Source organism: Vicinamibacterales bacterium (assembly GCA_035699745.1).
Taxonomy (GTDB): Bacteria; Acidobacteriota; Vicinamibacteria; order Vicinamibacterales; family 2-12-FULL-66-21; genus JAICSD01.
In genome coordinates this window covers 1-20,476 of sequence record DASSPH010000084.1, presented here as the reverse complement: position 1 = coordinate 20,476, position 20,476 = coordinate 1, and the positions used below count along the sequence as shown (strand labels likewise).

The window sequence follows — 20,476 nt, the reverse complement described above, 5'->3', positions numbered from 1 at the left end:
ACGCTGCTGTTGCTCGGCTTCGCGGCTTTTGCGCTGATGCTCGCTGCAGTCGGCCTCTACAGTGTCGTGTCGTACTCGGTGTCCTGCCGGTCCAAGGAATTCGGCATCCGTATGGCGCTCGGTGCCGGTCGCGGGCGCATCGTCAACGCCGCGGTGCAGCCGGCGGTCTTGGCCCTTGCCGCGGGCCTCTTCGCTGGTCTCGGATTGAGCGTGGGGCTTGACACGGTTGTAGCCCGGTGGTCGATCGGCAGACTCAACGATCCGGTCGTGCTCGTCGCCGTCAGCCTGGTGCTGCTTGTCGTGACGATGATGTCCGCCGCGATGCCGGCGAACCGAGCGGCCTCGATTCAGCCGGTCGACGCGCTGCGGATCGACTGACGAGCCCCGGGCCGGCGCGGCCTTGTACGTCACCTTGCCCTGAGGTGATCGGAACGCAAATAACCCACGTCGCTCCGTTCACCTCCGTTGCCTCCGTTCCTCCGTGTGTGAGATCCGTTCCCTCCGTCAACCTCCGTGCAGGCGCCGGCTCTTCATTTCACCTTCCACTCCTGCACGCCGGCCGACACGTTCGGCTGCATCACGAGCTCGATCCGTAAAGCCGCCGTCGTGACCGGCGTGAAACGGACGGTGTTGTAGGCGTCCTTCGCGGTCCCGTATGCACCGTGCGCGGCGACCGGTTTCCAGACCGCGCCATCCTTGTAGAGGAGCCGCCACGATCTCGGCACGCGCACGCCGCCGCGGCCGGTGTCGTCGAACCAGTAGACCTGCACTTCCGACACCGTCGACGGCTTCGCGAACGCCATCTCGATCCATTCCCCGTCGGCGCCGCTGCAGTTCGCAGTCCGTGTCTCGGAGCAGCCGTTCCGCGGCCACCAGTCGAAGTACGACGTCGAGTCGTTCGAGGCGCGCGGATCCTCGCCGTCGATGATGTTGCGGATGTTCTTGCGGCTGGCCGAGTGCGTCAGCGTCGACGTCGTCGCCACCGTCGGATACGGTGTCGGCCGCGCGGCCGCGTCCGTGCGGGCGAGCCACACCGCCATCTGCCCGCGGCCGCGGTTGGCCCACGTCGCATACGGGATGGCGACGAACGGCTGTTCCGTCTTCAGCAGCGCCCCCCTGGCGTCGAGGGCGAGCCCGACCGCGCGTCCCTTCACGATCGCGACGCCGTTCAGCAGGTCGCTGCGGAACTCCGAGGTCATGGCGCTCGCGTCCGGCAGCACGATGTTGCGCACCTTGCCGTTCGGGTTGTCCGGCCACTCGGCAGCGTAGACGATCGGGCCGCGCTGGAGGGCGACGCGGCCGCGATCCGCTTCCACCTTGTCGTGCGCGACCACGCGGCGGACCGGCATCGGCAGGTGGAGGTCGATCGTGTCGCCGGTGGTCCAGGTCCGCGTGACGGCGGCATAACCTGCGGAGGTGACGGTCAGCGGCGTCGTCCGGCCGTTGACGCGGAGCGTCGGGGCCGTCGCCGCCTTGTCGAGGAAGCGATAGAGATCGCTGGGCACGGGCTGTTCCCGGGCCCAGCCCGGGATGCGGACGTTGACGGTGAACTTGCGCGGCGCGTCGGTGGCCAGGCCGATCGTCACGTCGCCATCCCAGGGATAGCGGGTCTGCTGCGTGACCTTCACCGTGCCGCCCGCGAGATCGACGTCGGCGCTGCCGCCGGCGAACAGGTTCACGAACAGGGCGTCGGCCTGCCTGGCGTAGATGTAGCCCGGCACCGAGGCCATGAAGCGCGTGATGTTGCCCGGGCAGCACGCCACGCCGAACCATTCCTGCCGCGCGTGCTGGCCGTTCGACTCGAGCGGGTTGGGATAGAAGAACGTGTCCCCCTCGAGCGAGACGCCGGAGATCAGCCCGTTGTAGAGCGTCCGCTCCATGATGTCGATGTACTTGGCGTCGCCGTGCAGCAGGAACTGGCGGTGGTTCCAGTAATCCATGCCGACCGACGCGCACGTCTCGTTGTAGGCGGTCATGTTCGGCAGGTCGTACGGATCGCCGAAGCCTTCGTGGCCGCCGGCGGCGCCGATCCCGCCGGTGAGGTACAGCTTCGATTGCACGAGGTTGTCCCAGATGCGATCGCCGGCGGTGCGGATCTTCGCGTCGTTCTCGATCGCCGCGACGTCGGCCATCCCGGCATACATGTACATGGCGCGGACCGCATGGCCGACGGGCTCGGCCTGGTCGATGATCTTCAACTGCGCCTGGTTGTAATCGAGTCCGCGCGGATTCACGGTCTCGCCGGCGGGCAGGTTCCCCGGGCCCCGCTCGTCGAGCAGGAACCTGGCGAGCGACAGGTACTCTTCTTTGCCGGTGACGCGATACAGCTTCACCAGCGCCATCTCGGTGATCTGGTGGCCGGGCCAGGTGGTTCGCTTGCCCGGGCCGAACGTGTTCACGAGCAGATCCGCGGCGCGCGTCGCGACGTCGAGCAGCGTCTTCTTGCCGGTCGCCTGGTAGTGGGCGGCGGCGGCTTCGAACAGGTGGCCGAGGTTGTAGAGCTCGTGGCTGTCGTTGCGCTCGTTGACCCAGCGCGCCGCGCCGGCCCAGCGATGCGGGTTCTTCGGATCGATCGTCCGCGTCGTGTAGATGTAGCCGTCCGGCTCCTGCGCGGCGGCTATCTTGGCGATCAGCTTGTCCACGTAGGCGTCGAGCTGCGGATCCGGCTGCACGTTGAGGACGTACGCGGCGCCTTCGATCACCTTGTAGAGATCGCTGTCGTCGAAGGGGTAGGGGGGCGCCTTCATGTCGTGCGGCTCCCCCCGGAGCGCCTGGGCCGCCCGCTCGAAGTTGTTCATGCGGCCCGACTCTTCGCACTTCTGGAAGGCCGCGGGGATCGTCACCTTCCGATTGGTTTCGATCCGCGGCGCCCAGAACACGTCGTTCAGCCGCACCGCGGTGAAGGGCACGGGCTGCACGGGATAATCGCCGGCGCGCTTCTGCGCCGTGGCGCTGAAGGTGACCAGCGCGATGGTGGCGGCCGTGACAAGAAAGCGAAGCATGCGCATATCGAAATCCTGTAGGATCAGCCGGGCCTGTAATCGCTTACATCAGGGAGCTGCATGGGAGCGCACGTGTGCCGGATAACCGCGTGGCTGCTGATCGCCGCAACCTCCGACACCGACTATATCGCCGCCGGCAGCGCCTTTGGGCGCCCGCTCGTCCGCTGCCGGACGACGCGTCATGGCGACGTTTGCATCTCCAGTCCGCAGCCAATTTGGGGTGAGTGCTCGATATAGTACGATGCCCGGTCCGGAGGAGGACCAATGTCCCGTTTCACCGCCGATCAACTTGCGTTCGCCGCCGCGAAGAAGAGCTACATGGGGCGGGCCGAGTCGATCGAGTTCCTGAAGGCCATGAACATCCGTCACAGCGTGGGCCACTGGTCCGCCGGTGACTTCTACGACCGCTTTGCACCTCCGGGATACCACTCGGACGACCCCACCTTCAGCAACACCTTCGAAGCGCAGTGCCGGCGCACGAAGGCCGCCGGCGTCGACGCCGTCGAGATCCATCAGAGCGTGTTCGAGAAGACGCTGAACGGCGATCTCGATACCGCCGCAATCGAGCGCGCGCAGCACGGGTTCCTGAAGGACCTCGGCATGACGGTCACCGCGTGCAACATCAACGTCTGGACCAACCCCAGGTTCAAGCTGGGCGGGCCGTGCAATCCCGATCCGGCGCTGCGCCGCGCCGCGCTGGACGAGATCATGAAGGGGCTGGAGATCTGCAAGATCATGAAGATCGGGGTCCTGAGCGTGTGGCCCGGATCGGACGGCGCCGACTATCACTTCCAGATCGACTATCGCCAGCAGCTCGAATGGTTCGCCGAAGCGCTCATCGCCGTGAACCGCGAATGCCTGAAACACGGCGTCAAGCTCGGCATCGAGCCCAAGCCATACGAGCCGCGCGAGCTGTTCATGGTCGTGCCGACCGCGGCGTCCGCGATCGTCGTCGCGCAAAAGGTGAACCAGGCGTGCGGCGGAAACAACTGCGGCCTGACCATCGACTACGGCCACCAGAAGATGGAAGCGACGACCGCCTCGACGGCCTGCGATCTCGCCGACTGGGCCGGCGTGCCGGTGCACAAGTTCGACATCAACGACGCGCGCCAGGGGCGCAACGATCAGGACCTGATGTTCGGGACGATTTCGATTCCCGAGTCGGTCGAGTATCTCTACACGACTTTCATCCGTGACTACCAGGGCTACTACAGCCAGGACCAGTTCACCTACCGCGAGGACCCGACGCGCGCCATCGAGCGCAGCATGATCAACTTCGCCAATCTGGCGCTGAAGGCCGTGCGGATCTATGCGTTGCAGCCGCAGCTCGACAAGGCGCGTCGGGCCGGCACCGGCCCGGACGTGCTCGACGTCGTATCGCCCGTGCTGGTTGGGTGAACCGTTTTACGGGAGAGCCGGAGAACAGGGGCAGACAGTTTTTCCGCTCCGGTTCTCGGGTTCTCCTGTGCGAGACATGCGACAGTCCTCCTACACCATCGGCGTCGATTTCGGCACCAACTCCGTTCGCGCGGTGGTCGTCGATACCGCGGACGGACGCGTGGTCGGTACGCGCGTGTTCGAGTACCCCAGCGGGGACCACGGCGTCCTGCTCGATCCGAAGCAGCCGCACCTCGCGCGGCAGAATCCCGCCGACTACATCGAGGGGCTCGGGGCCGCGGTCGCCGGAGCGCTGAGTGACGCGGACCGCGAGCCGGGGTTCACCCGCGACCGCGTGATCGGCATCGGCTCGGACACGACCGGATCGACGCCGCTGCCCGTCGACGCCCAGGCGCGGCCGCTGGCGCTGGATCCGACGTGGGCGTCCGAGCCTGCGGCGCACGCCTGGCTCTGGAAGGATCACACCTCCGCCGGGCAGGCGGCGGCGATCACCGAGACGGCGCGCCGGCACGCGCCCGAGCTGCTGGCGCCGATCGGCGGCACCTACTCGTCGGAATGGTGGTGGTCCAAGATCTGGCGGTGCCTGGAGGTCGCGCCTGCGGTGTTCGACGCCGCCGCCAGCTGGGTCGAGCTCGCCGATTTCATCCCGGCGGTGCTGTCGGGCGTCAGCGACTCGCGGCGGATCGTGCGGTGCGTCTGCGCCGCGGGACACAAGGCGATGTACTCCCCCGCGTGGGGCGGCCTGCCGCCGAAGTCGTTCCTCGAGCGGCTCGATCCGAAGCTCGCCGCGTTGCGCGACCGGCTCTACGACGAGGCGCATCCGCCGGGACGCCCGGCGGGGTTTCTGAGCGACGAGTGGGCTGCCACGCTCGGTCTGCGCGCCGGCATTCCCATCGCCATGGGTGGATTCGACGCGCATTATGGCGCCGTCGGATCCGGCGTTCGCACCGGGACGCTCGTCAAGATCATCGGCACCTCGACGTGCGACTGCGCCATCGCGCCGGTCTCGAACAAGCTGGCCAACATCCCCGGCATCTGCGGGATCGTGACCGGCTCGATCCTGCCGGACTACTTCGGGATCGAAGCGGGGCAGTCGGCGGTCGGCGACATCCTGAACTGGTGGGTGCGGCTGTGCCAGGGCGAGGGCGCCGCCGCCGGCGCGAGTGAGTCGCTGCACGAATCGTTGACGACGCGCGCGGCCTGGCTGGCGCCGGGAGAATCCGGGCTCGTCGCGCTCGACTGGAACAACGGCAACCGCACGATCCTCGTGGACCCGAAGCTCACCGGCCTGCTGATCGGCCAGACCCTGCACACCACGGCCGCCGAGGTCTATCGCGCGCTCATCGAGTCGACCGCCTTCGGCGCGCGGGTCATCATCGAGCGCATGCGCGAGTACGGCGTCCCGATCGACCGCGTCGTCTGCTGCGGCGGCATCGCCGAGAAGAACGACCTGTTCATGCAGATCTACGCCGACGTCATCGGTCAGCCGATGCTCATTGCCGGATCGCCGCAGACGCCCGCGCTCGGCTCGGCGGTGTCGGCCGCGGTGACCGCCGGAGGAGCCGGCGGCGGCTACGACTCGTGGACCGAGGCGCAGGACCGGATGACGTCGCTGAAGCAGAAGCGCTTCGAGCCGCGTCCCGCGGCGCAGCAGGTCTACAACGAGCTCTACGCGATCTATCGCGAGCTGCACGACGGCTTCGGCGGCGTCCGCGGCGCGGCGCCGGATCTCGCCAGCGTGATGAAGCGGCTGCTGGCGATCAAGGAGCGGGCCGCGGCATGACCCGGCGCGAACTGCAGGAGGCGGCGTTCCTGGCGAATCGCGCCCTGGCGGAGACGGGGCTCGTGATGGGCACCTTCGGCAACGTCTCGGCAGGGAATCACGGCATCGGGGAGCTCGCGATCAAACCCAGCGGTGTGCGCTACGAGGATCTCACGCCGGAACAGATGGTCGTCGTCTCGCTGGACACGGGGCAGGTGCTCGCCGGCACGCTGCGTCCATCGTCCGACACGCCGACGCATCGCGAGCTCTATCGCGCGTTCCCCTCGATCGGCGGCGTCGTGCACACCCACTCGGAATACGCGACCGCGTTCGCCCAGGCGCGGCAGCCGATTCGCTGCATGGGGACGACGCATGCGGACTACTTCTGCGCTGACGTTCCGGTGACCCGCCCGATGACGCGCGAGGAAGTGGAGCAGGACTACGAGCGGAACACGGGCCTGGTGATCGTCGAGGCGGTCACCGCCGCCGGCGGCGCGGATGCCATGGGCGCGATCCTCGTGGCCAATCACGGCCCCTTCACCTGGGGGGCCACGCCCATCGACGCGATCGAGCGCGCCGAAGTGCTCGAGTATCTCGCCCGCCTGGAATGGCGCGTCCGCGCGCTGGCGCCCGACGCGCCGCGTCCGGACGGTTTCCTCGTCGACAAGCACTTCCGCCGCAAGCACGGCCCGTCCGCGTACTACGGGCAACTGCCAAAAGGGGTCCGACCCAGGTCTGACCCCTGAGTGGCACCCGCGAAAAGGGGGTCAGACCCGGGTCTGACCCCTTTGGCAGAACCTGCACACCTGGAGGGTGATGGAGAAGGCAGTTTTGTGGGATCTCGACGGCACGCTCGTGGATTCCGAGGAGTATCACTGGCTCTCCTGGCGCGACACGCTGCAGCTCGAGGGGATCGCGCTCACGTACGATCGATTCCTGGCCAGCTTCGGCCAGCGCAACGATCGCATCCTCGGCGCGTGGCTCGGCCCGGACGCCGACCCGGCGCGCGTGCAGCGGATCGGGGACGCCAAGGAGGCGGAGTACCGCCGCCTCGCCGAGGTCCATGGGCTCCAGCCGCTGCCGGGCGCGCGCGAATGGCTCGCTGCGCTGCGCGCCGCGGGATGGAAGCAGGCGATCGCCTCGTCGGCGCCCGGGGCGAACGTCGAGGTGATGCTCCGCGTGCTGGGACTGACGGGCTATCTCGACGCGATCGTCGCCGCGGAAGACGTCGCCATCGGCAAGCCGGATCCCCAGGTGTTCCTGAAGGCCGCCGCGAAAGTCGGGATCCCGCCGGGCCGCTGCATCGTCGTGGAGGATGCCGCCGCCGGCGTCGAGGCGGCGCGCCGCGCGGGGATGAAGAGCATCGGCGTCGCGAAGAACGGTCCGCTGGCGGCGGACGTGGTCGTCATGTCGCTGGCCGATCTCGAGGCCGACGCGTTCGACAAGCTGCTCGCGTCTCGATCTCCGGCCTGACGAGCGTCAACGCTTCTTCGGACGTCCCGTCGACTTCCGGACGACGAGCGTCGTCGGCACCTGATAGACGGCCCCCTCGAGCCGCTCGCCGCCGATCAGCCGGAACAGCGCGTCGAAGGCCGTCGAACCGACGTCGGCGGGCGACACCCGGACGGACGTCAGCGGCGGGCTGGCGTAGCTCGCCAGCGGAATATCGTCGAAGCCGACGAGCGAGAGATCCGCGGGCACGCGCAGGCCGGCGGCGTCGATGGCGTGCAGCGCGCCGATGGCGGTCCAGTCGTTGGAGCAGACGACCGCGGTCGGGGACTTGGCGACGCGGAGCAGCGCATTCATCGCCTGCTGCCCCCCCTCGGCGGTGTGAGTGCCCTCGCGAATCAGCTTGGGATCGGCGGCGATGCCGTTCGCGCGCAAGCCATCGAGAAACGCCTGCTGGCGCGTCCGGGCGGAGTGCAGCTCCAGCGGACCGGTGATGAAGCCGATCCGCTCGTGGGCGAGTGCGGCGAGGTGATCGACCGCCTGGCGGATCCCATGCGCGTAGTCGATCAGCACGTGACTCATGCGCGGTCCGACCCGCCCGACGTCCATGAAGGCCAGCGGGACGCCGTGGCGGGCGAGTTCCTTGATCAGCCCGAGATCCATCTCCGAGGTCATGATCGCGACGCCGTCCACCTTGCGCTCCAGCATCCGCCGGACGCAGCCGGTCATGCGCGCCGTCTGGTAGTCGGTGCTGGTGAGGATGAGATCGTATTGATGCTGCGTCGCGAGCGCCTCGAAGCTGCGCACCAGTTCCGGGAAGAACGGGTTGGTGATGTCGGAGACGATCAGCCCGAGGAGGCGGCTGCGGCCGGAGACGAGGGTGCGCGCGTGGCTGTTGGGGTAGTAGTTCAGCGCCGCCGCCGCGCGCCACACCTTGCGGGCGGTCTCCGGCCGGACGGCGCCGCTCTGGTTCAGCGTGCGCGACACCGTGGCGGTCGAGACGTTCGCGCGCTTCGCGATGTCGCCGATGTTCAGCTGCCGCTCTCCATCTTCTTCCAGGCGAGGATGTATGCGTCGAGGTTGGCCCGCGTGACCACGTCGAGCCCCGAGTCGATGATCCGGCTCGCCGGCAGCTGCCCCTGCTTGATGCCGTAGAGCAGCTTCACGGACTCGCTGCCCCAGCCGAAGTACTTCTGCCCGATCAGCACCTCGACGCGGCCTTCGCGCAGCAGGTCCAGCGCCGGCTGGATGGTGTCGAAGGCGAACAGCTTCGTCTTCGCCGGATCGATCGCGGTGGTGGCGTTGCGCGTGAACACCGGCCAGCCGCCGGTGGCGAGCCAGGCGGCGAGGTCCGGATAGCGGGCGCTGCCGGTCGCGATCAATTCCGCGCACCGCACGGTGTCTTCCTTGATGTCGAAGACCTCGACGATTTGAATGCCGGGCGCGGTCGCGAGCGCCGCCTTCATCCCGTCGAGCCGCCGCTGCAGGTTGGTGGCCCCCAGGCTGGTGATGATCGCGACCTTGCCCCTGCCGTTCAGGGCCTTGACCGCGTGCTCGCCGAGCGCGCGGCCGCCGGCGAAATCGTCCACGCCGTAGAAGGCGATTCGCCTGGACTTCGGCGCGTCGGAGTCCCAGGTGATCACCGGGATCCCGGCGTCGATCGCCTTGTCGATCGTTTCGGTGAGGAAATCGCCGTTGAGCGTGGAGATCGCGATCCCGTCGACGCGCTGGGTGATGGCTGACTCGAGGATCTCTTTCTGCTTCAACTGATCGGCGCTGGTCGGCCCGGTCCAGATGACGTCGACGTTGCCGTATTGCTTCGCCTGCCGCTCGGCGCCGATCCTCGCGTAGTTGAAGACCGGGAGGTCGATGGCCTTCGGAATGACCATGAAGCGCAGCCGCGGGGCCGCGTCAGGCGCCTTCGAGCCGCCGCAGCCCAGGACGGCCGACAGACACAGACACAAGGCCGCGGCCACGGATCGCACGGCGCACACGGATTCGACGGGCCGTCTGATCCGGGTCGTCCGTGGCCTCCGTGGTGTCCGTGGCACTAGCCCCCACTCTCCATCTTCTTCCACTTCGCGGCGTAGTCCTCGACGTTCTCCCTGGTCACCACGTCGACGCCGGAGTCGATGACCGTGGACGGCGGATTCTTCCCGTGCTTGATGTCGTAGAGCAGCTTCACCGCCTCGCTGCCCCAGCCGAAGTACTTCTGGCCGATCAGCACCGTCACCTTCCCCTCGCGCAGCAGGTCGAGTCCCGGCTGGATGGTGTCGAACGAGATCATCCTGGTCTTCGCGGGATCGATGGCGGTCGTCGCGTTGCGGGTGAAGATCGGCCAGCCGCCGGTCGAGAGCCAGGCCGCCAGATCGGGGTAGCGCTTCGTGCCGCTGGCGATCAGCTCGGCGCAGCGCACCGCGTCTTCCTTGATGTCGAACACCTCGACGATCTGAATGCCGGGCGCCTTGCTCAGCCCCTCCTTGATGCCGTCGAGGCGCCGCTGCAGGTTGGTGGCGCCGTAGCTGGTGATGATCGCCACCTTGCCGGTGCCATTCAGCAGCCGGATCGTCTCCTCGCCCATGATCCGGCCCGAGGCGAAATCGTCCACGCCGTAGAACGCCGCGCGCTTCGACTTCGGCGCGTCCGAGTCCCAGGTGACCACCGGAATCCCGGCGTCGACGGCCTTGTTGATCGTGTCGGTCAGGAAGTCGCCGTTGAGCGCAGAGATGGCGATGCCGTCGACGCGCTGGGTGATGGCGGATTCGAGGATCTCCTTCTGCTTCAACTGGTCGGCGTTCACCGGCGCGTTCCACAGGATGTCGACGTTGCCGTATTCCTTCGCCTGGCGCTCGGCGCCGATCTTCGCGTAATTGAACACGGGGATCTCGAGCGCCTTCGGGATCACCGCGAACCGCAGCCGCTGGCCCGCGGCCGGCGCGCCCGGTTCCGGCGCCTTCGTGCCGCTGCAGCTCACCGCGAGAAGAACCGCCAGTACCAGAACGTATTTGCGCATCGATCCTCAGCCTCTCTTCTTCAACAGTAACTGATCGACGACCACGATGACGATCACCACCAGCCCGACGATCAGCCGGTCGTAGAACGTGGCGCCGGGAATCTGCGGCAGCGCGTTGCGCAGCACGCCGAAGATCAGCGTGCCGAGCACGGCCCCGATCACCGAGCCGCGGCCGCCCGCCAGGCTGGCGCCGCCGACGACGGAAGAGGCAATGATATCCAGCTCGTAGCCGGTCGCCAGATCGGCCTTCCCCTGGCCCTGGACGAGGACGAGCACCACCCCCGAGACCGCCGCCAGCACCCCGGAGATCACGTAGACCGACGTCTTCACCCGGTTGACCGCGATTCCGGAAAAGAGCGCGGCGGTCTCGTTGCCGCCGACCGCGAATACCGATCGGCCCCACTGAAACGCCGTCATCAGGACCTGGAAGATGACGGCGAGCGAGACCATGATGATCGGCGCCACCCAGTCGGCGTCGAGCCCGAACGGGCGCCAGCCGCCGCGCAGCAGGCTGGACACGTCGAAGTACTGCCCCTCGGTGATGATGAACGCCAGGCCGCGGGTGATCCCCATGACGCCGAGCGAGGCGATGAACGGCGGCAGGTTGACGAGCACGACCAGGGCGGCGGTGAGCAGGCCCGAGACGAGGCCGACGAGCACGCCGACGCTCATCGCCGGTCCGAGCGCCCAGCCTTGCACGACGAACAATTGCGCGCAGACGACGCCGGCCAGGGCGATCACGGCGCCGGGGGCGAGATCGATGCCGCCGGAGATGATCACGATGGCCGCGCCGACCGCGGCGATGCCGTAGATCGCGGAATACTTCAGGATCAGGACCGCGTTGCCGGCATTGAGGAAGGGATGCGACCGGTTGCCGTCCGGCCACAGCCACCACGTGAAGAAGAGGATCTCCAGCACGAGGATGACCACCGTGCTGAACTCGCGCGCGTGCCAGAGTTTCTTCATCCCGCCGCCGATTCGTGTGTCGCGAGCTGCATGACGGATTCCTCGGTCGCCTCGGCGCCGGCGATCTGCCCCTGGATGCCGCCTTCGCGCATCACCACGATCCGGTCCGCCAGCGCGAGCACCTCGGGCAGATCGCTGGAGGCGACGAGGCAGGCGGCGCCCCGGGCCGCCTCGCGGCGGATGATCTCGTGGATTTCGAACTTCGCGCCGACGTCCACCCCTTTGGTCGGCTCGTCGAGCAGCAGCACGCGCGGCGACGTCGCCAGCCACTTGGCGACGACGACCTTCTGCTGATTGCCGCCGCTGAGCGAATCCGGCGGGACCTCGACGCCGGCCGCCTTGATCCGCCACGACTCGACCAGCGCCTGCGCCTCGCGCCGCTCGCTGGCCGTGCGGATCAGCACCTCGCGTTTCACCGTGCGATCCGGCAGCACCAGGTTGTGCCGGATCGTCAGATTGAAGAGCAGTCCCTGCCGTTGCCGTTCTTCCGGGACCAGCGCGATGCCGGCGCGCGCCGCGTCCGCCGGAGACGCCGGATCGATCGGCACGCCGTCGATCTTGATCGTGCCGGCCTCGCGGCGGTACAGCCCGAAGATCGTCTCGAGCAGCTCCGAGCGCCCCGACCCGACGAGCCCGAACAGGCCGACGATTTCGCCGGCGTGGACGCGCAGCGACACGTTGCGGAAGCACGGCCGGCGGCCGAGCCCGTCGACCGACAGCGCCGGCGGACGCTGCTCGTCACGCGTCCTCGCGGCCATGACCGCGCGCGGCGGCAGCTCGCGTCCCACCATCGCCCGCACCACGTCATCGGGCGTGACCGCGCCCTTGACGAACGTGTTCACGTAGCTGCCGTCGCGCAGGACGGTGATGCGATCGCAGAGCCGGAACACTTCCGGCAGGCGGTGCGACACGTAGAGCAGGGTCGTGCCGCGGGCCTTGAGCCTGGCCAGGACGGCGAAGAGATGGTCCGTCTCCGCGTCGGTGAGCGCCGTCGTCGGTTCGTCGAGCACGAGGATCTGGCAGTCGAACGCCAGCGCGCGCGCGACCTGCAGCAGCTGCCGGTAGGCGGCGGACAGCGACGACGCCGGCGCGTCCGGTGAGATCGGCAGGTGCAGCTCGTCGAGCAGCGCGCGGGTGCGTTCGCGCATCTCCTGATCGCGCAGCCGTCCGCGGCGGACGATCTCGCGGCCGGCGAAGATGTTGCCCGCGACCGTGAGGTTCTCGAAGCACAGCATCTCCTGGTACACCATGCCGATGCCGCGTTCGAGCGCGTCGCGGGGGCTGCCGAGGTGCAGCCGCTCGCCGCGCCAGTGCACGTCCCCGCCGTCCGGCTGGACGATCCCGGCGAGGATCTTGAGGAGCGTGGACTTGCCGGCGCCGTTCTCGCCCATCAGGCCGTGCGCCTCCCCCTCGGCGACGGCGAACGACACGCCGCGCAGCGCGCGGACGGCGCCGAACGACTTGCGCACGTCGGTGAATCGCAGACCCTGGGAGGCGGCAGTCACGCGGGGGAGAATTCTACTTTACAATGCGCGCATGCTGACTCTCGCCCGCTGCACCGCGCCCGCACTGGCCGGTATCCTCCTGCTGGGAAGCACCGTGACCAAGACCACGACGAAGTCGGTGTTTCAGGGGACGCCGGTTGAAATGGCGACGTTGAAGAACTCGCGCGGGATCGAGCTGCAGGCGATCAACTACGGCGGCATCATCACGTCGCTGAAGGTGCCGGATCGCAGCGGCGCGATCGCCGACGTGGTCCTGGGCTTCGATCGCCCCGACGGCTACTGGGCGGATCCGCCGCATCCGTATTTCGGCGCCATCGTCGGGCGTTATGGGAACCGGATCGCCAGGGCACGCTTCGCCGTGGGCGGCCGGACCTACACACTGGCGGCGAACAACGGGCCCAACCACCTGCATGGCGGCCGGCGCGGGTTCGACAAGGTCCTCTGGGACATGTCGACGCGGAACACGGCGCAGGGCTCGTCGGTGATCTTCTCGCGCACCAGTCCCGACGGCGAGGAAGGGTACCCCGGCAACCTGCGCGCGACGGTGACCTACACCCTCACCGACAAGAACGAAGTGATCATCGAGTACCGCGCGACCACCGACAAGGCGACCCCGGTGAACCTGACGCAGCACAGCTACTTCAATCTCGCCGGCGAGGGCAGCGGCGACATCCTCGCGCATCAGCTCACCGTCAACGCGGATCGCTACACGCCGGTGGACGAGACGCTGATTCCGACGGGGGAGCTGGCGCCGGTCGAAGGGACGCCGTTCGACTTCCGCCAGCCGACTGCCGTGGGCGCGCGGATCAACGCCGACCATCCGCAACTGAAGGCCGGGAAGGGCTACGACCACAACTACGTGCTGAACCGCAAAGGCGTCGGCGCGCAGTTCGCCGCGCGCCTGACCGACCCGAAGAGCGGCCGGACGCTGGAAGTCAGCACGACCGAGCCGGGCATCCAGTTCTATTCCGGCAATTTCCTCGACGGCACGATCAAGGGCAAGGGGGGGCACGTGTACGCCCACCGGACCGGCCTGTGTCTCGAGACGCAGCACTATCCCGACTCGCCGAACCAGAAGAACTTCCCGTCGACGATTCTGCAGCCCGGAAAGGTCTATTCGTCCAGGACGGTCTGGACCTTCAGTGCCAAATAGACGCGACGCGCTGAAGGGGCTCGGCACGTTCGGCGCGACACTGCTGCTGCGCCTCGACACCGGCGCGCAGGGGGAGGACCTCGTCGTCGCCGGGCAGCCGGTCGAACTGCGCGTCGCGTCGGTGTCCCCTCATACCGTCCGCGTGTCGGTCGTCCCGCGCCGGCCGGCGGCGCCAGGTGCCGCCGCCAGCGGCCTCAATCCTGACGGCGGGCTGGGGACGTTTTCGGAGCAGCGCCGGGCGGTTCCGCGCAGCGGATCGATCAAGGCCGGCAATCTCACCGTGACGGTCACGCGGGCGCCTCTCGGCGTCCGCATCGCCGATGCGTCCGCCGCGATCCAGGACCTGACGGTGACCGATGCCGGCGTGCTGCAGTTCGCGATCGGCGGCGCGCCGCTCCTCGGCTTCGGCGAAGGCGGTCCGCAGTTCGATCGGCGCGGCGCCGTCGATGCGATGCGGAACGGGCAGGGCGGCTACCGGCTGCGCACGCACGGCGGACGGGTGCCGATTCAGTGGCTGATCGGCACGGGCGGGTGGGGCCTGTTCATCCATCAGCCGCTGGGCGCGTTCGACCTGACGGGACCACGCGGGACGCTGACCTCGCAGTCGCCGCTGCCGATCGACTGTTTCGTCGTCGCCTCGAAGGATCCGGCGATCGTGATGCGCGAGTACGCGCGGATCACCGGGCTGCCTGCAATGCCGCCGCGGTGGTCGTTCGGATACCAGCAGTCGCACCGCACGCTCGCCGGCCCCGGCGAAGTCATGTGGGTCGCGAAGACGATGCGGGAGAAGAAGCTGCCGTGCGACGCGCTGATCTATCTCGGCACCGACTTCACGCCGTCGGGCTGGAACACCCATAACGGCGAGTTCACCTGGAAGACGGAGACCTTCCCCGATCCGAAGACGGCGATCGACGAGCTGCACGCGCTGAACTACAAGGTCGTGCTGCACGTGGTCATCGAGGGGCGCCGCCTGCACGGGACGGTGAAAGACGTCTGCGCGGCGCCGGAGCCGAGCGGACGAACGCCGGAAGGGCAGTGGCCTCCGGATCGAAGCGTCGGCTGCTACTGGCCGCATCACAAGGGTGTGTTCGATCTCGGCGTGGACGGCTGGTGGCCCGATCAAGGCGACGGGCTGGACGCGCCGTCGCGGCTGAATCGGATCCGCATGTACTGGGAAGGGTCGCAGCTCTGGCGCCCCGACCAGCGTCCCTACGCGCTGCACCGCAACGGCTACGCCGGCATGGCGCGCTTCGGCGCGTTCCTCTGGTCGGGCGACGTGTATTCGACGTGGGAGACGTTGAAGACGCACGTCCCGGTGGCCGTGAACACCGGGCTGAGCGGCATCCCGTACTGGGGAACCGACATCGGCGGCTTCGTCCCGACCGCGGAGTTCACGGGCGAGCTCTACGTGCGCTGGTTTCAGTTCGGCGCCTTCTGTCCGCTGTTCCGATCGCACGGCCGCGCCTGGCACCTGCGCCTGCCGTGGGGCTGGAACCTCGGCGAGACCGGGCCCGGCGAGATCACGACGTACTCGGGCGCGGCGCTGCCCCCGCCATCCGAGCTGCACAACGGGCAGGTCGAGCCGATCTGCCGCAAATACCTGGAGCTGCGGTACCGCTTGATGCCGTACCTCTATTCCGCGGTTCGCGAGACGGCGCAGACGGGAATGCCGATCCTGCGCGCGATGTGGCTGCACCATCCGGACGATCCCGCAGCGGTCTCCCGCGGCGATCAGTACTTCTGGGGGCGCGACCTGCTGGTCGCTCCTGTCGTCGAAAAGGGCGCGGCATCGCGCCGCGTGTATCTGCCGCGGGCGTCCGCACGCTCAGCGGGATCCGACGCTGCCGAGCGGCGCGGGTCGTGGTTCGATTTCTGGACCGAGGAGCGCGTCGAAGGCGGCCGCGAGATCGAGCGCGCCGTCGATCTTGCCACCATGCCGATTTATGTGCGCGCGGGCGCCATCGTCCCGACCGGACCGGTGAAGCAATATACCGCGCAGCCCGACCCGGGGCCTCTCTCGATCACGGTCTATCCCGGCGCGGACGGCGCGTTCGACCTCTTCGAGGACGACGGCACGTCGTTCGAGTACCGGCGCGGGGCATGGATGGGGATTTCGATGCGTTGGGACGATCGCGCGGGCCAGCTCAGCCTGTCGCTGACGCCCGGCTCGCGGATGCGCGCCCCGCTGGTCCGCGAGGTCGAGGTGCGAGTCGCGGGACAGACGCGCATCCATCGCGCCGCCTTCTCCGGCCGGCGCGCGATCGTGCCCTGAGCGCCGGGTATACTCGTGTGGCGATGACGCGCGCCCTCACGGCGAAGCTCGCCGGCCTCGCGCTGGCTCTCTGCGCGGTGTTGCTGTGCATCACGCCGACGGCGCGGCCGCGCGCCGAGTCGCTGCCGCAGCATCTCGACGACCGCACGTTCTGGATGCTGGCGTCCGAGTTCTCCGAGCCCAACGGCACGTTCCGGTCCGACAACCTGGTTTCGAACGAGACCGTCTTTCAGTACGTCATTCCCACGCTGCAGCAGACGCTCGGACCGGTGAGTGCGTACATCGGCGTCGGCCCCGATCAGAACTTCACCTACATCGCCGCCGTCAGGCCCGAGATCGCCTTCATCGTCGACATCCGGCGCGACAACCTGCTGCTCCACCTGCTCTTCAAGGCGCTGTTCACCCTGTCGAGCACCCGCGTCGACTATCTCGCGATGCTCGTCGGCCGGCCCGTGCCGGCGGGCCTCGACGCGTGGCGATCGGCGACGGTCGACAGGATCGTCGCGCAGGTCGAGGCGCCGCCGCTGGACGCCCGCGCGATCGACGCGCTCCGCGCGAAGACCGACGAGGCCATCGCGCGCATCGGCGTAACGCTCTCGCGCGAGGACCGGGTCACGATCGATCGCTTCCACCGCCGCTTCATCGAGTCGGGCGTCGGACTCCAGTTCCAATCGGCGGGACGCCCGCCGCAGAGCCACTACCCCGCGTATCGCGACCTGCTGCTCGCGGCGACGTCGACCGGGCTGAAGGCCAACTATCTCGCGTCCGAGGAGGCGTTCCAGTTCGTCAGGGGGCTCCAGGAACGCGACCTGATCGTGCCCGTCGTCGGCGATCTGAGCGGAGCGCGGGCGCTGGCGGCGATTGCCGACGTCCTGACCCGGAAGAAGCTCCGGCTCTCGGCGCTCTACGCGTCGAACGTCGAGTTCTACCTGTTCAGCGACGGCCGGTTCCAGTCGTTCGCGGTCAACCTGGGCCGGCTCCCCCGCACCGGCAACAGCGTCGTCATCCGCTCCGTGTTCGGACGCTTCGGCTGGCCGCGCGGCGGGAGCGTCTCGCAGCTGCACGACCTCACCGATATGCTCGACGGCGTCGCCAAGGGGCGTTATCGCTACTACGACGAGCTCATCAACGACCGCCGTTGAGTCGCGCAGGCCGCCCCGGCTGGCAAGCTGGTAAAATGCACGCTATGTTTCGACAGGCTCCCCGATGGCTGGTGCAGAGCGCAATCGGCGTGGCGCTCGTGCTTTCGCTCAACTTCGTGACCGGCGGCGCCGCGGCTACGGACGAGGCGCAGACGGCTGGGCCGGCGGCCAAGACCGGCGGGTGCGAGCCCGGCTACAGCGGCTCGCCGGAGACCGGGTGCGTCGACGTCAACGAGTGCGCGGTCAGCAACGGCGGATGCCACCGGCTGACGGCGTGCGAGAACACGCCCGGTTCACGGACCTGCGGGGGATGTCCCAAGGATTACGCGGGCGATGGCTACGTCGGGTGCTTCGACGTCAACGAGTGCGCGTCGCCCGACTGCAGCGATCGGCTCCCGTCCGGCGCCGACAACCCCGCGCCGCCGGTGGTCTCGACCTCTGGCGACGTCACGGTTGCCGCGACCTCGTCGGGCGGCGCGGCCGCGACGTTCACGGCCACGGCAAAGGATGCGGTCGACGGATCGCGCCCGGTGAACTGCTCGCCGGCCTCAGGCAGCACGTTCAAGGTCGGCAAGACCACGGTCACGTGCTGGGCGTTCAACAAGCGGGGCAAGATCGGACGCTCTACGCTGACCGTCACGGTCACGCAGTAGGAGGCGTACAGACCGACGGCCGGCCGGCGATCGCACGAGCGATCCCCGGTCGGCCGTCGTGTTTTCGCCCGGCCTACTTCGCGATGATCGTCCCGCGCATGCCGGCCGCGAAATGTCCCGGGAACGTGCAGATGAACGGATACGTTCCCGCCGCGGGGATCTTCACCGTCACCTCGACCGTCTCACCCGGGCCCGCCAGTCCTGACGCCGCCACCACCTGATCCTTCATGTCGGTTGGAATGAAGTCGGTGGCGCGCGCCATCGCGGCGGCGTTGGCGAACTCGGTCTGCTTCGCGCCCGGCTTGAGGACGACCACGTTGTGCGCCATGGCGACCTTGGGCAGGGTGCCCTTCGAGGTGAGCCGGATGCGCAGCGTCTCGCCCGGCTTGGCCGCGATCTCCGTCACGCTGTATTTCATGTCGTCGCCGGCGCCGATCTCGATGAGGCGCGCGGCGCCCGGCTTGGCGGCCGTCGCGGCCGGCTTCGGCGGTGCAGGGGCCGGCTTGTCCTGCGCGACCGACGCGCCCGCTGGCGCGGCCAGAATGAATGCGGATACGACCAGACTCGCGAACATAGCGATGATGCCTCCTTAAAAGCGTCGCTGAACCCCGTTCCTGTGTTACGTCAGCGGCGGCTCGAGCGTTTCGGGTACGGAGTCTGCGGCCGCCGCCACGATCCAGTACTCGACCGTCAGCCGGCTCGCCGCGCCAATCCAGCGGAACGTCGGCACGCCGAAGAGCCGCTGTCGTTCAATCATCTCACGGCGTGTCTCGGGAAAGGGAGAGACGCCGAACTCCATGCCGCGCGTGAGCGTCCGGCCGTTCCACGGGGGTTGCGGCCGGCTGGCGTTCTCCTCCCATATGCCGAGCCACGGAAAGTCGGACGGCCGCCAGACGTAGCCGAACGCCAGCCGCAAGCGCGGCGAGAACGCCACGAAGAACGCGTGGCTGCCCTCGCGCATGAGGTGGGCCGTGTAGGCGCTCGAGGCGGGCGCGGCAGTAAACATGCGAAGGTCCTCGTCGCCGCCGCCGGCGCGGGGGGCCATCGGCCAGTCGAACTCGGCGCCTGGCGCGAGGTAGTCGGCCGGCCCGAACGCACCCGGGAACACCTTCGACCGGCCGGCCGAGGTCCGGAACTGGGTCGCCCCGCGCTCGAGGAACGGCGGACCGAGGGTGACGTGCTGGGTCCACCCGACCGGATGGTCGATAGCCGACAGGTTCTCCACCGTCTCGCGCACGCGGACCGTGCCGGGCTGCGGCCCCAGCGCGACGCGCCGCTCCACGTGGAGGCGCGCCATCGGCAGCAGCGTGTTCAGCACCAGCTCGTCGTCGCTGCGCTCGACGTCGAACCGTTGAGTCGACACTTCACCGTGCACCGGCAGCCCGGCCGCCGCCTCCTCGGCCGAGGGCCCCCCGAAAATGTCGAGGCAAAGGTTGTGGCCCATGATGCCGGCCAGGAGCGAAGCGTCGACGCCGTCGCCGTAGACGGGATGGTGCTCGGGATCGTAGGCCGCAGGCTCGATCGACGGCCATGGCGGCGTCCAGAGCGGATTGACGCCGGAGGGCTTGTGGAACACTTCGGCGATGTGCCCGCCCCCGACGAGCACGGTGACACGGAGATCGTCGTTCTCGAGCGCGACGGCCCGCCGCCCGCGATACCGCGTTGAGGCCATGTGCGTATTATGCGCGGGGTCCGCCGCGGCGTGCGTGCGTCCGGATTTCGGATCGCGCAACCGCGGCCGTGGCGCGCCGCTGCCGGCCTCTGCGGGTGCATCGTATATTGCCGTGAAAGATGGGCGTTTTCACGCACATCGCCTGCGTCGCCGCGGGCCGGACGCGTTTCTCTTGGCGAAATGGCGGCAGTGAACCCCAAGGCACTTGAAGTCTCCCGCGTCGAGGTTGTACCGTCCTCGTTCGCGCATGCCGGGCGGACCCGCGCCGGGTGACGCCGCGCGCACCCTCGAAAGTCCGGGGGCGACGCCTCGGAAGGAGAACAGAGACTCGATGCTCGATCGAACCCAGGTCAAGAATGCCGTCGACGCCGGCGGAGGCGTCCTTCGCCTCGAGCCGAGCTGGGTCCCCCGCTCGTTCATGATTCCGGGCGAGCGCCTCAAGCTCCATCCCCGCGATCTCTACGCCCTCGGCGGTCACCGCGGCGGCAT

General features: G+C 68.5%; 17 protein-coding genes. 9 read left to right on the top strand and 8 right to left on the bottom strand.

Features of this window, described 5'->3' with window-relative positions:
* Positions 1-378 (top strand): FtsX-like permease family protein (locus tag VFK57_20930; protein ID HET7698193.1); only part of this gene is annotated, 378 nt, incomplete at its 5' end.
* Positions 379-530: 152 nt separating this feature from the next.
* Here the strand turns inward: VFK57_20930 and VFK57_20925 are convergent.
* Entirely contained in the window at positions 531-3,002 is a 2,472-nt protein-coding gene (locus tag VFK57_20925; protein HET7698192.1) for a glycoside hydrolase family 127 protein, read from the bottom strand.
* 264 nt (positions 3,003-3,266) lie between these two features.
* Here VFK57_20925 and VFK57_20920 point away from each other — a divergent pair, with 264 nt between their 5' ends.
* The 4 genes from VFK57_20920 (at position 3,267) to VFK57_20905 (ending at position 7,635) form a co-directional block, all read left to right on the top strand.
* Complete coding sequence (locus VFK57_20920; protein HET7698191.1) at positions 3,267-4,400, top strand: TIM barrel protein; 1,134 nt, start codon at positions 3,267-3,269, stop codon at positions 4,398-4,400.
* Between the two features lie 76 nt (positions 4,401-4,476).
* The gene (locus tag VFK57_20915) at positions 4,477-6,183 is read left to right on the top strand and encodes a ribulokinase (protein HET7698190.1); all 1,707 of its coding nucleotides are present in this window, start codon (positions 4,477-4,479) and stop codon (positions 6,181-6,183) included.
* A complete protein-coding gene (gene araD / locus VFK57_20910; protein ID HET7698189.1) occupies positions 6,180-6,908 on the top strand; it encodes an L-ribulose-5-phosphate 4-epimerase AraD in 729 nt (242 codons plus the stop codon). Before VFK57_20915 ends, araD begins: the two co-directional genes overlap by 4 nt.
* A 70-nt stretch (positions 6,909-6,978) precedes the next feature.
* Complete coding sequence (locus VFK57_20905; GenBank protein ID HET7698188.1) at positions 6,979-7,635, top strand: HAD family phosphatase; 657 nt, start codon at positions 6,979-6,981, stop codon at positions 7,633-7,635.
* A gap of 6 nt (positions 7,636-7,641) precedes the next feature.
* Here VFK57_20905 and VFK57_20900 read toward each other — a convergent pair whose 3' ends face one another.
* The 5 genes from VFK57_20900 to VFK57_20880 form a co-directional block, all read right to left on the bottom strand.
* Positions 7,642-8,631 (bottom strand): LacI family DNA-binding transcriptional regulator, encoded by a 990-nt coding sequence (locus VFK57_20900; protein HET7698187.1) that lies wholly within the window; start codon positions 8,629-8,631, stop codon positions 7,642-7,644.
* Between the two features lie 11 nt (positions 8,632-8,642).
* Positions 8,643-9,596, bottom strand: coding sequence for a substrate-binding domain-containing protein (locus VFK57_20895; protein HET7698186.1), 954 nt, complete (start codon positions 9,594-9,596; stop codon positions 8,643-8,645).
* A gap of 65 nt (positions 9,597-9,661) precedes the next feature.
* Entirely contained in the window at positions 9,662-10,624 is a 963-nt protein-coding gene (locus tag VFK57_20890; protein ID HET7698185.1) for a sugar-binding protein, read from the bottom strand.
* A gap of 6 nt (positions 10,625-10,630) precedes the next feature.
* Positions 10,631-11,590 (bottom strand): ABC transporter permease, encoded by a 960-nt coding sequence (locus tag VFK57_20885; GenBank protein HET7698184.1) that lies wholly within the window; start codon positions 11,588-11,590, stop codon positions 10,631-10,633.
* Positions 11,587-13,095: a sugar ABC transporter ATP-binding protein gene (locus VFK57_20880; GenBank protein HET7698183.1), complete on the bottom strand. Its 1,509-nt coding sequence runs from the start codon at positions 13,093-13,095 to the stop codon at positions 11,587-11,589. Before VFK57_20880 ends, VFK57_20885 begins: the two co-directional genes overlap by 4 nt.
* 31 nt (positions 13,096-13,126) lie before the next feature.
* On the opposite strand from VFK57_20880, the gene VFK57_20875 reads away from it, so the two are divergent.
* Genes VFK57_20875 through VFK57_20860 form a run of 4 tightly spaced genes read left to right on the top strand, consistent with a single transcriptional unit; the run spans position 13,127 to position 18,315 of the window.
* A complete protein-coding gene (locus VFK57_20875; protein ID HET7698182.1) occupies positions 13,127-14,248 on the top strand; it encodes an aldose epimerase family protein in 1,122 nt (373 codons plus the stop codon).
* Positions 14,238-16,520 carry a TIM-barrel domain-containing protein gene (locus VFK57_20870; GenBank protein ID HET7698181.1) on the top strand — a complete coding sequence of 761 codons (2,283 nt, stop codon included), beginning with the start codon at positions 14,238-14,240 and terminating at the stop codon, positions 16,518-16,520. The genes VFK57_20875 and VFK57_20870 overlap by 11 nt, the downstream gene beginning before the upstream one ends.
* 23 nt (positions 16,521-16,543) lie before the next feature.
* Positions 16,544-17,662: a hypothetical protein gene (locus VFK57_20865; GenBank protein ID HET7698180.1), complete on the top strand. Its 1,119-nt coding sequence runs from the start codon at positions 16,544-16,546 to the stop codon at positions 17,660-17,662.
* Between the two features lie 44 nt (positions 17,663-17,706).
* The gene (locus VFK57_20860; protein HET7698179.1) at positions 17,707-18,315 is read left to right on the top strand and encodes a calcium-binding EGF-like domain-containing protein; all 609 of its coding nucleotides are present in this window, start codon (positions 17,707-17,709) and stop codon (positions 18,313-18,315) included.
* A 73-nt stretch (positions 18,316-18,388) separates the two neighbouring features.
* Here the strand turns inward: VFK57_20860 and VFK57_20855 are convergent, their stop codons facing one another.
* Complete coding sequence (locus VFK57_20855) at positions 18,389-18,889, bottom strand: plastocyanin/azurin family copper-binding protein (protein ID HET7698178.1); 501 nt, start codon at positions 18,887-18,889, stop codon at positions 18,389-18,391.
* Positions 18,890-18,934: 45 nt separating this feature from the next.
* Positions 18,935-19,987 carry a hypothetical protein gene (locus VFK57_20850; GenBank protein ID HET7698177.1) on the bottom strand — a complete coding sequence of 351 codons (1,053 nt, stop codon included), beginning with the start codon at positions 19,985-19,987 and terminating at the stop codon, positions 18,935-18,937.
* Between the last annotated feature and the right edge of the window lie 489 nt (positions 19,988-20,476).

Coding starts and splice junctions, on each gene's coding strand:
- VFK57_20925 (HET7698192.1), bottom strand. CDS start 3,002: ATGCTTCGCTTTCTTGTCACGGCCGCCACCATCGCGCTGGTCACCTTC.
- VFK57_20920 (HET7698191.1), top strand. CDS start 3,267: ATGTCCCGTTTCACCGCCGATCAACTTGCGTTCGCCGCCGCGAAGAAG.
- VFK57_20915 (HET7698190.1), top strand. CDS start 4,477: ATGCGACAGTCCTCCTACACCATCGGCGTCGATTTCGGCACCAACTCC.
- araD (HET7698189.1), top strand. CDS start 6,180: ATGACCCGGCGCGAACTGCAGGAGGCGGCGTTCCTGGCGAATCGCGCC.
- VFK57_20905 (HET7698188.1), top strand. CDS start 6,979: ATGGAGAAGGCAGTTTTGTGGGATCTCGACGGCACGCTCGTGGATTCC.
- VFK57_20890 (HET7698185.1), bottom strand. CDS start 10,624: ATGCGCAAATACGTTCTGGTACTGGCGGTTCTTCTCGCGGTGAGCTGC.
- VFK57_20885 (HET7698184.1), bottom strand. CDS start 11,590: ATGAAGAAACTCTGGCACGCGCGCGAGTTCAGCACGGTGGTCATCCTC.
- VFK57_20875 (HET7698182.1), top strand. CDS start 13,127: ATGCTGACTCTCGCCCGCTGCACCGCGCCCGCACTGGCCGGTATCCTC.
- VFK57_20865 (HET7698180.1), top strand. CDS start 16,544: ATGACGCGCGCCCTCACGGCGAAGCTCGCCGGCCTCGCGCTGGCTCTC.
- VFK57_20860 (HET7698179.1), top strand. CDS start 17,707: ATGTTTCGACAGGCTCCCCGATGGCTGGTGCAGAGCGCAATCGGCGTG.
- VFK57_20855 (HET7698178.1), bottom strand. CDS start 18,889: ATGTTCGCGAGTCTGGTCGTATCCGCATTCATTCTGGCCGCGCCAGCG.
- VFK57_20850 (HET7698177.1), bottom strand. CDS start 19,987: ATGGCCTCAACGCGGTATCGCGGGCGGCGGGCCGTCGCGCTCGAGAAC.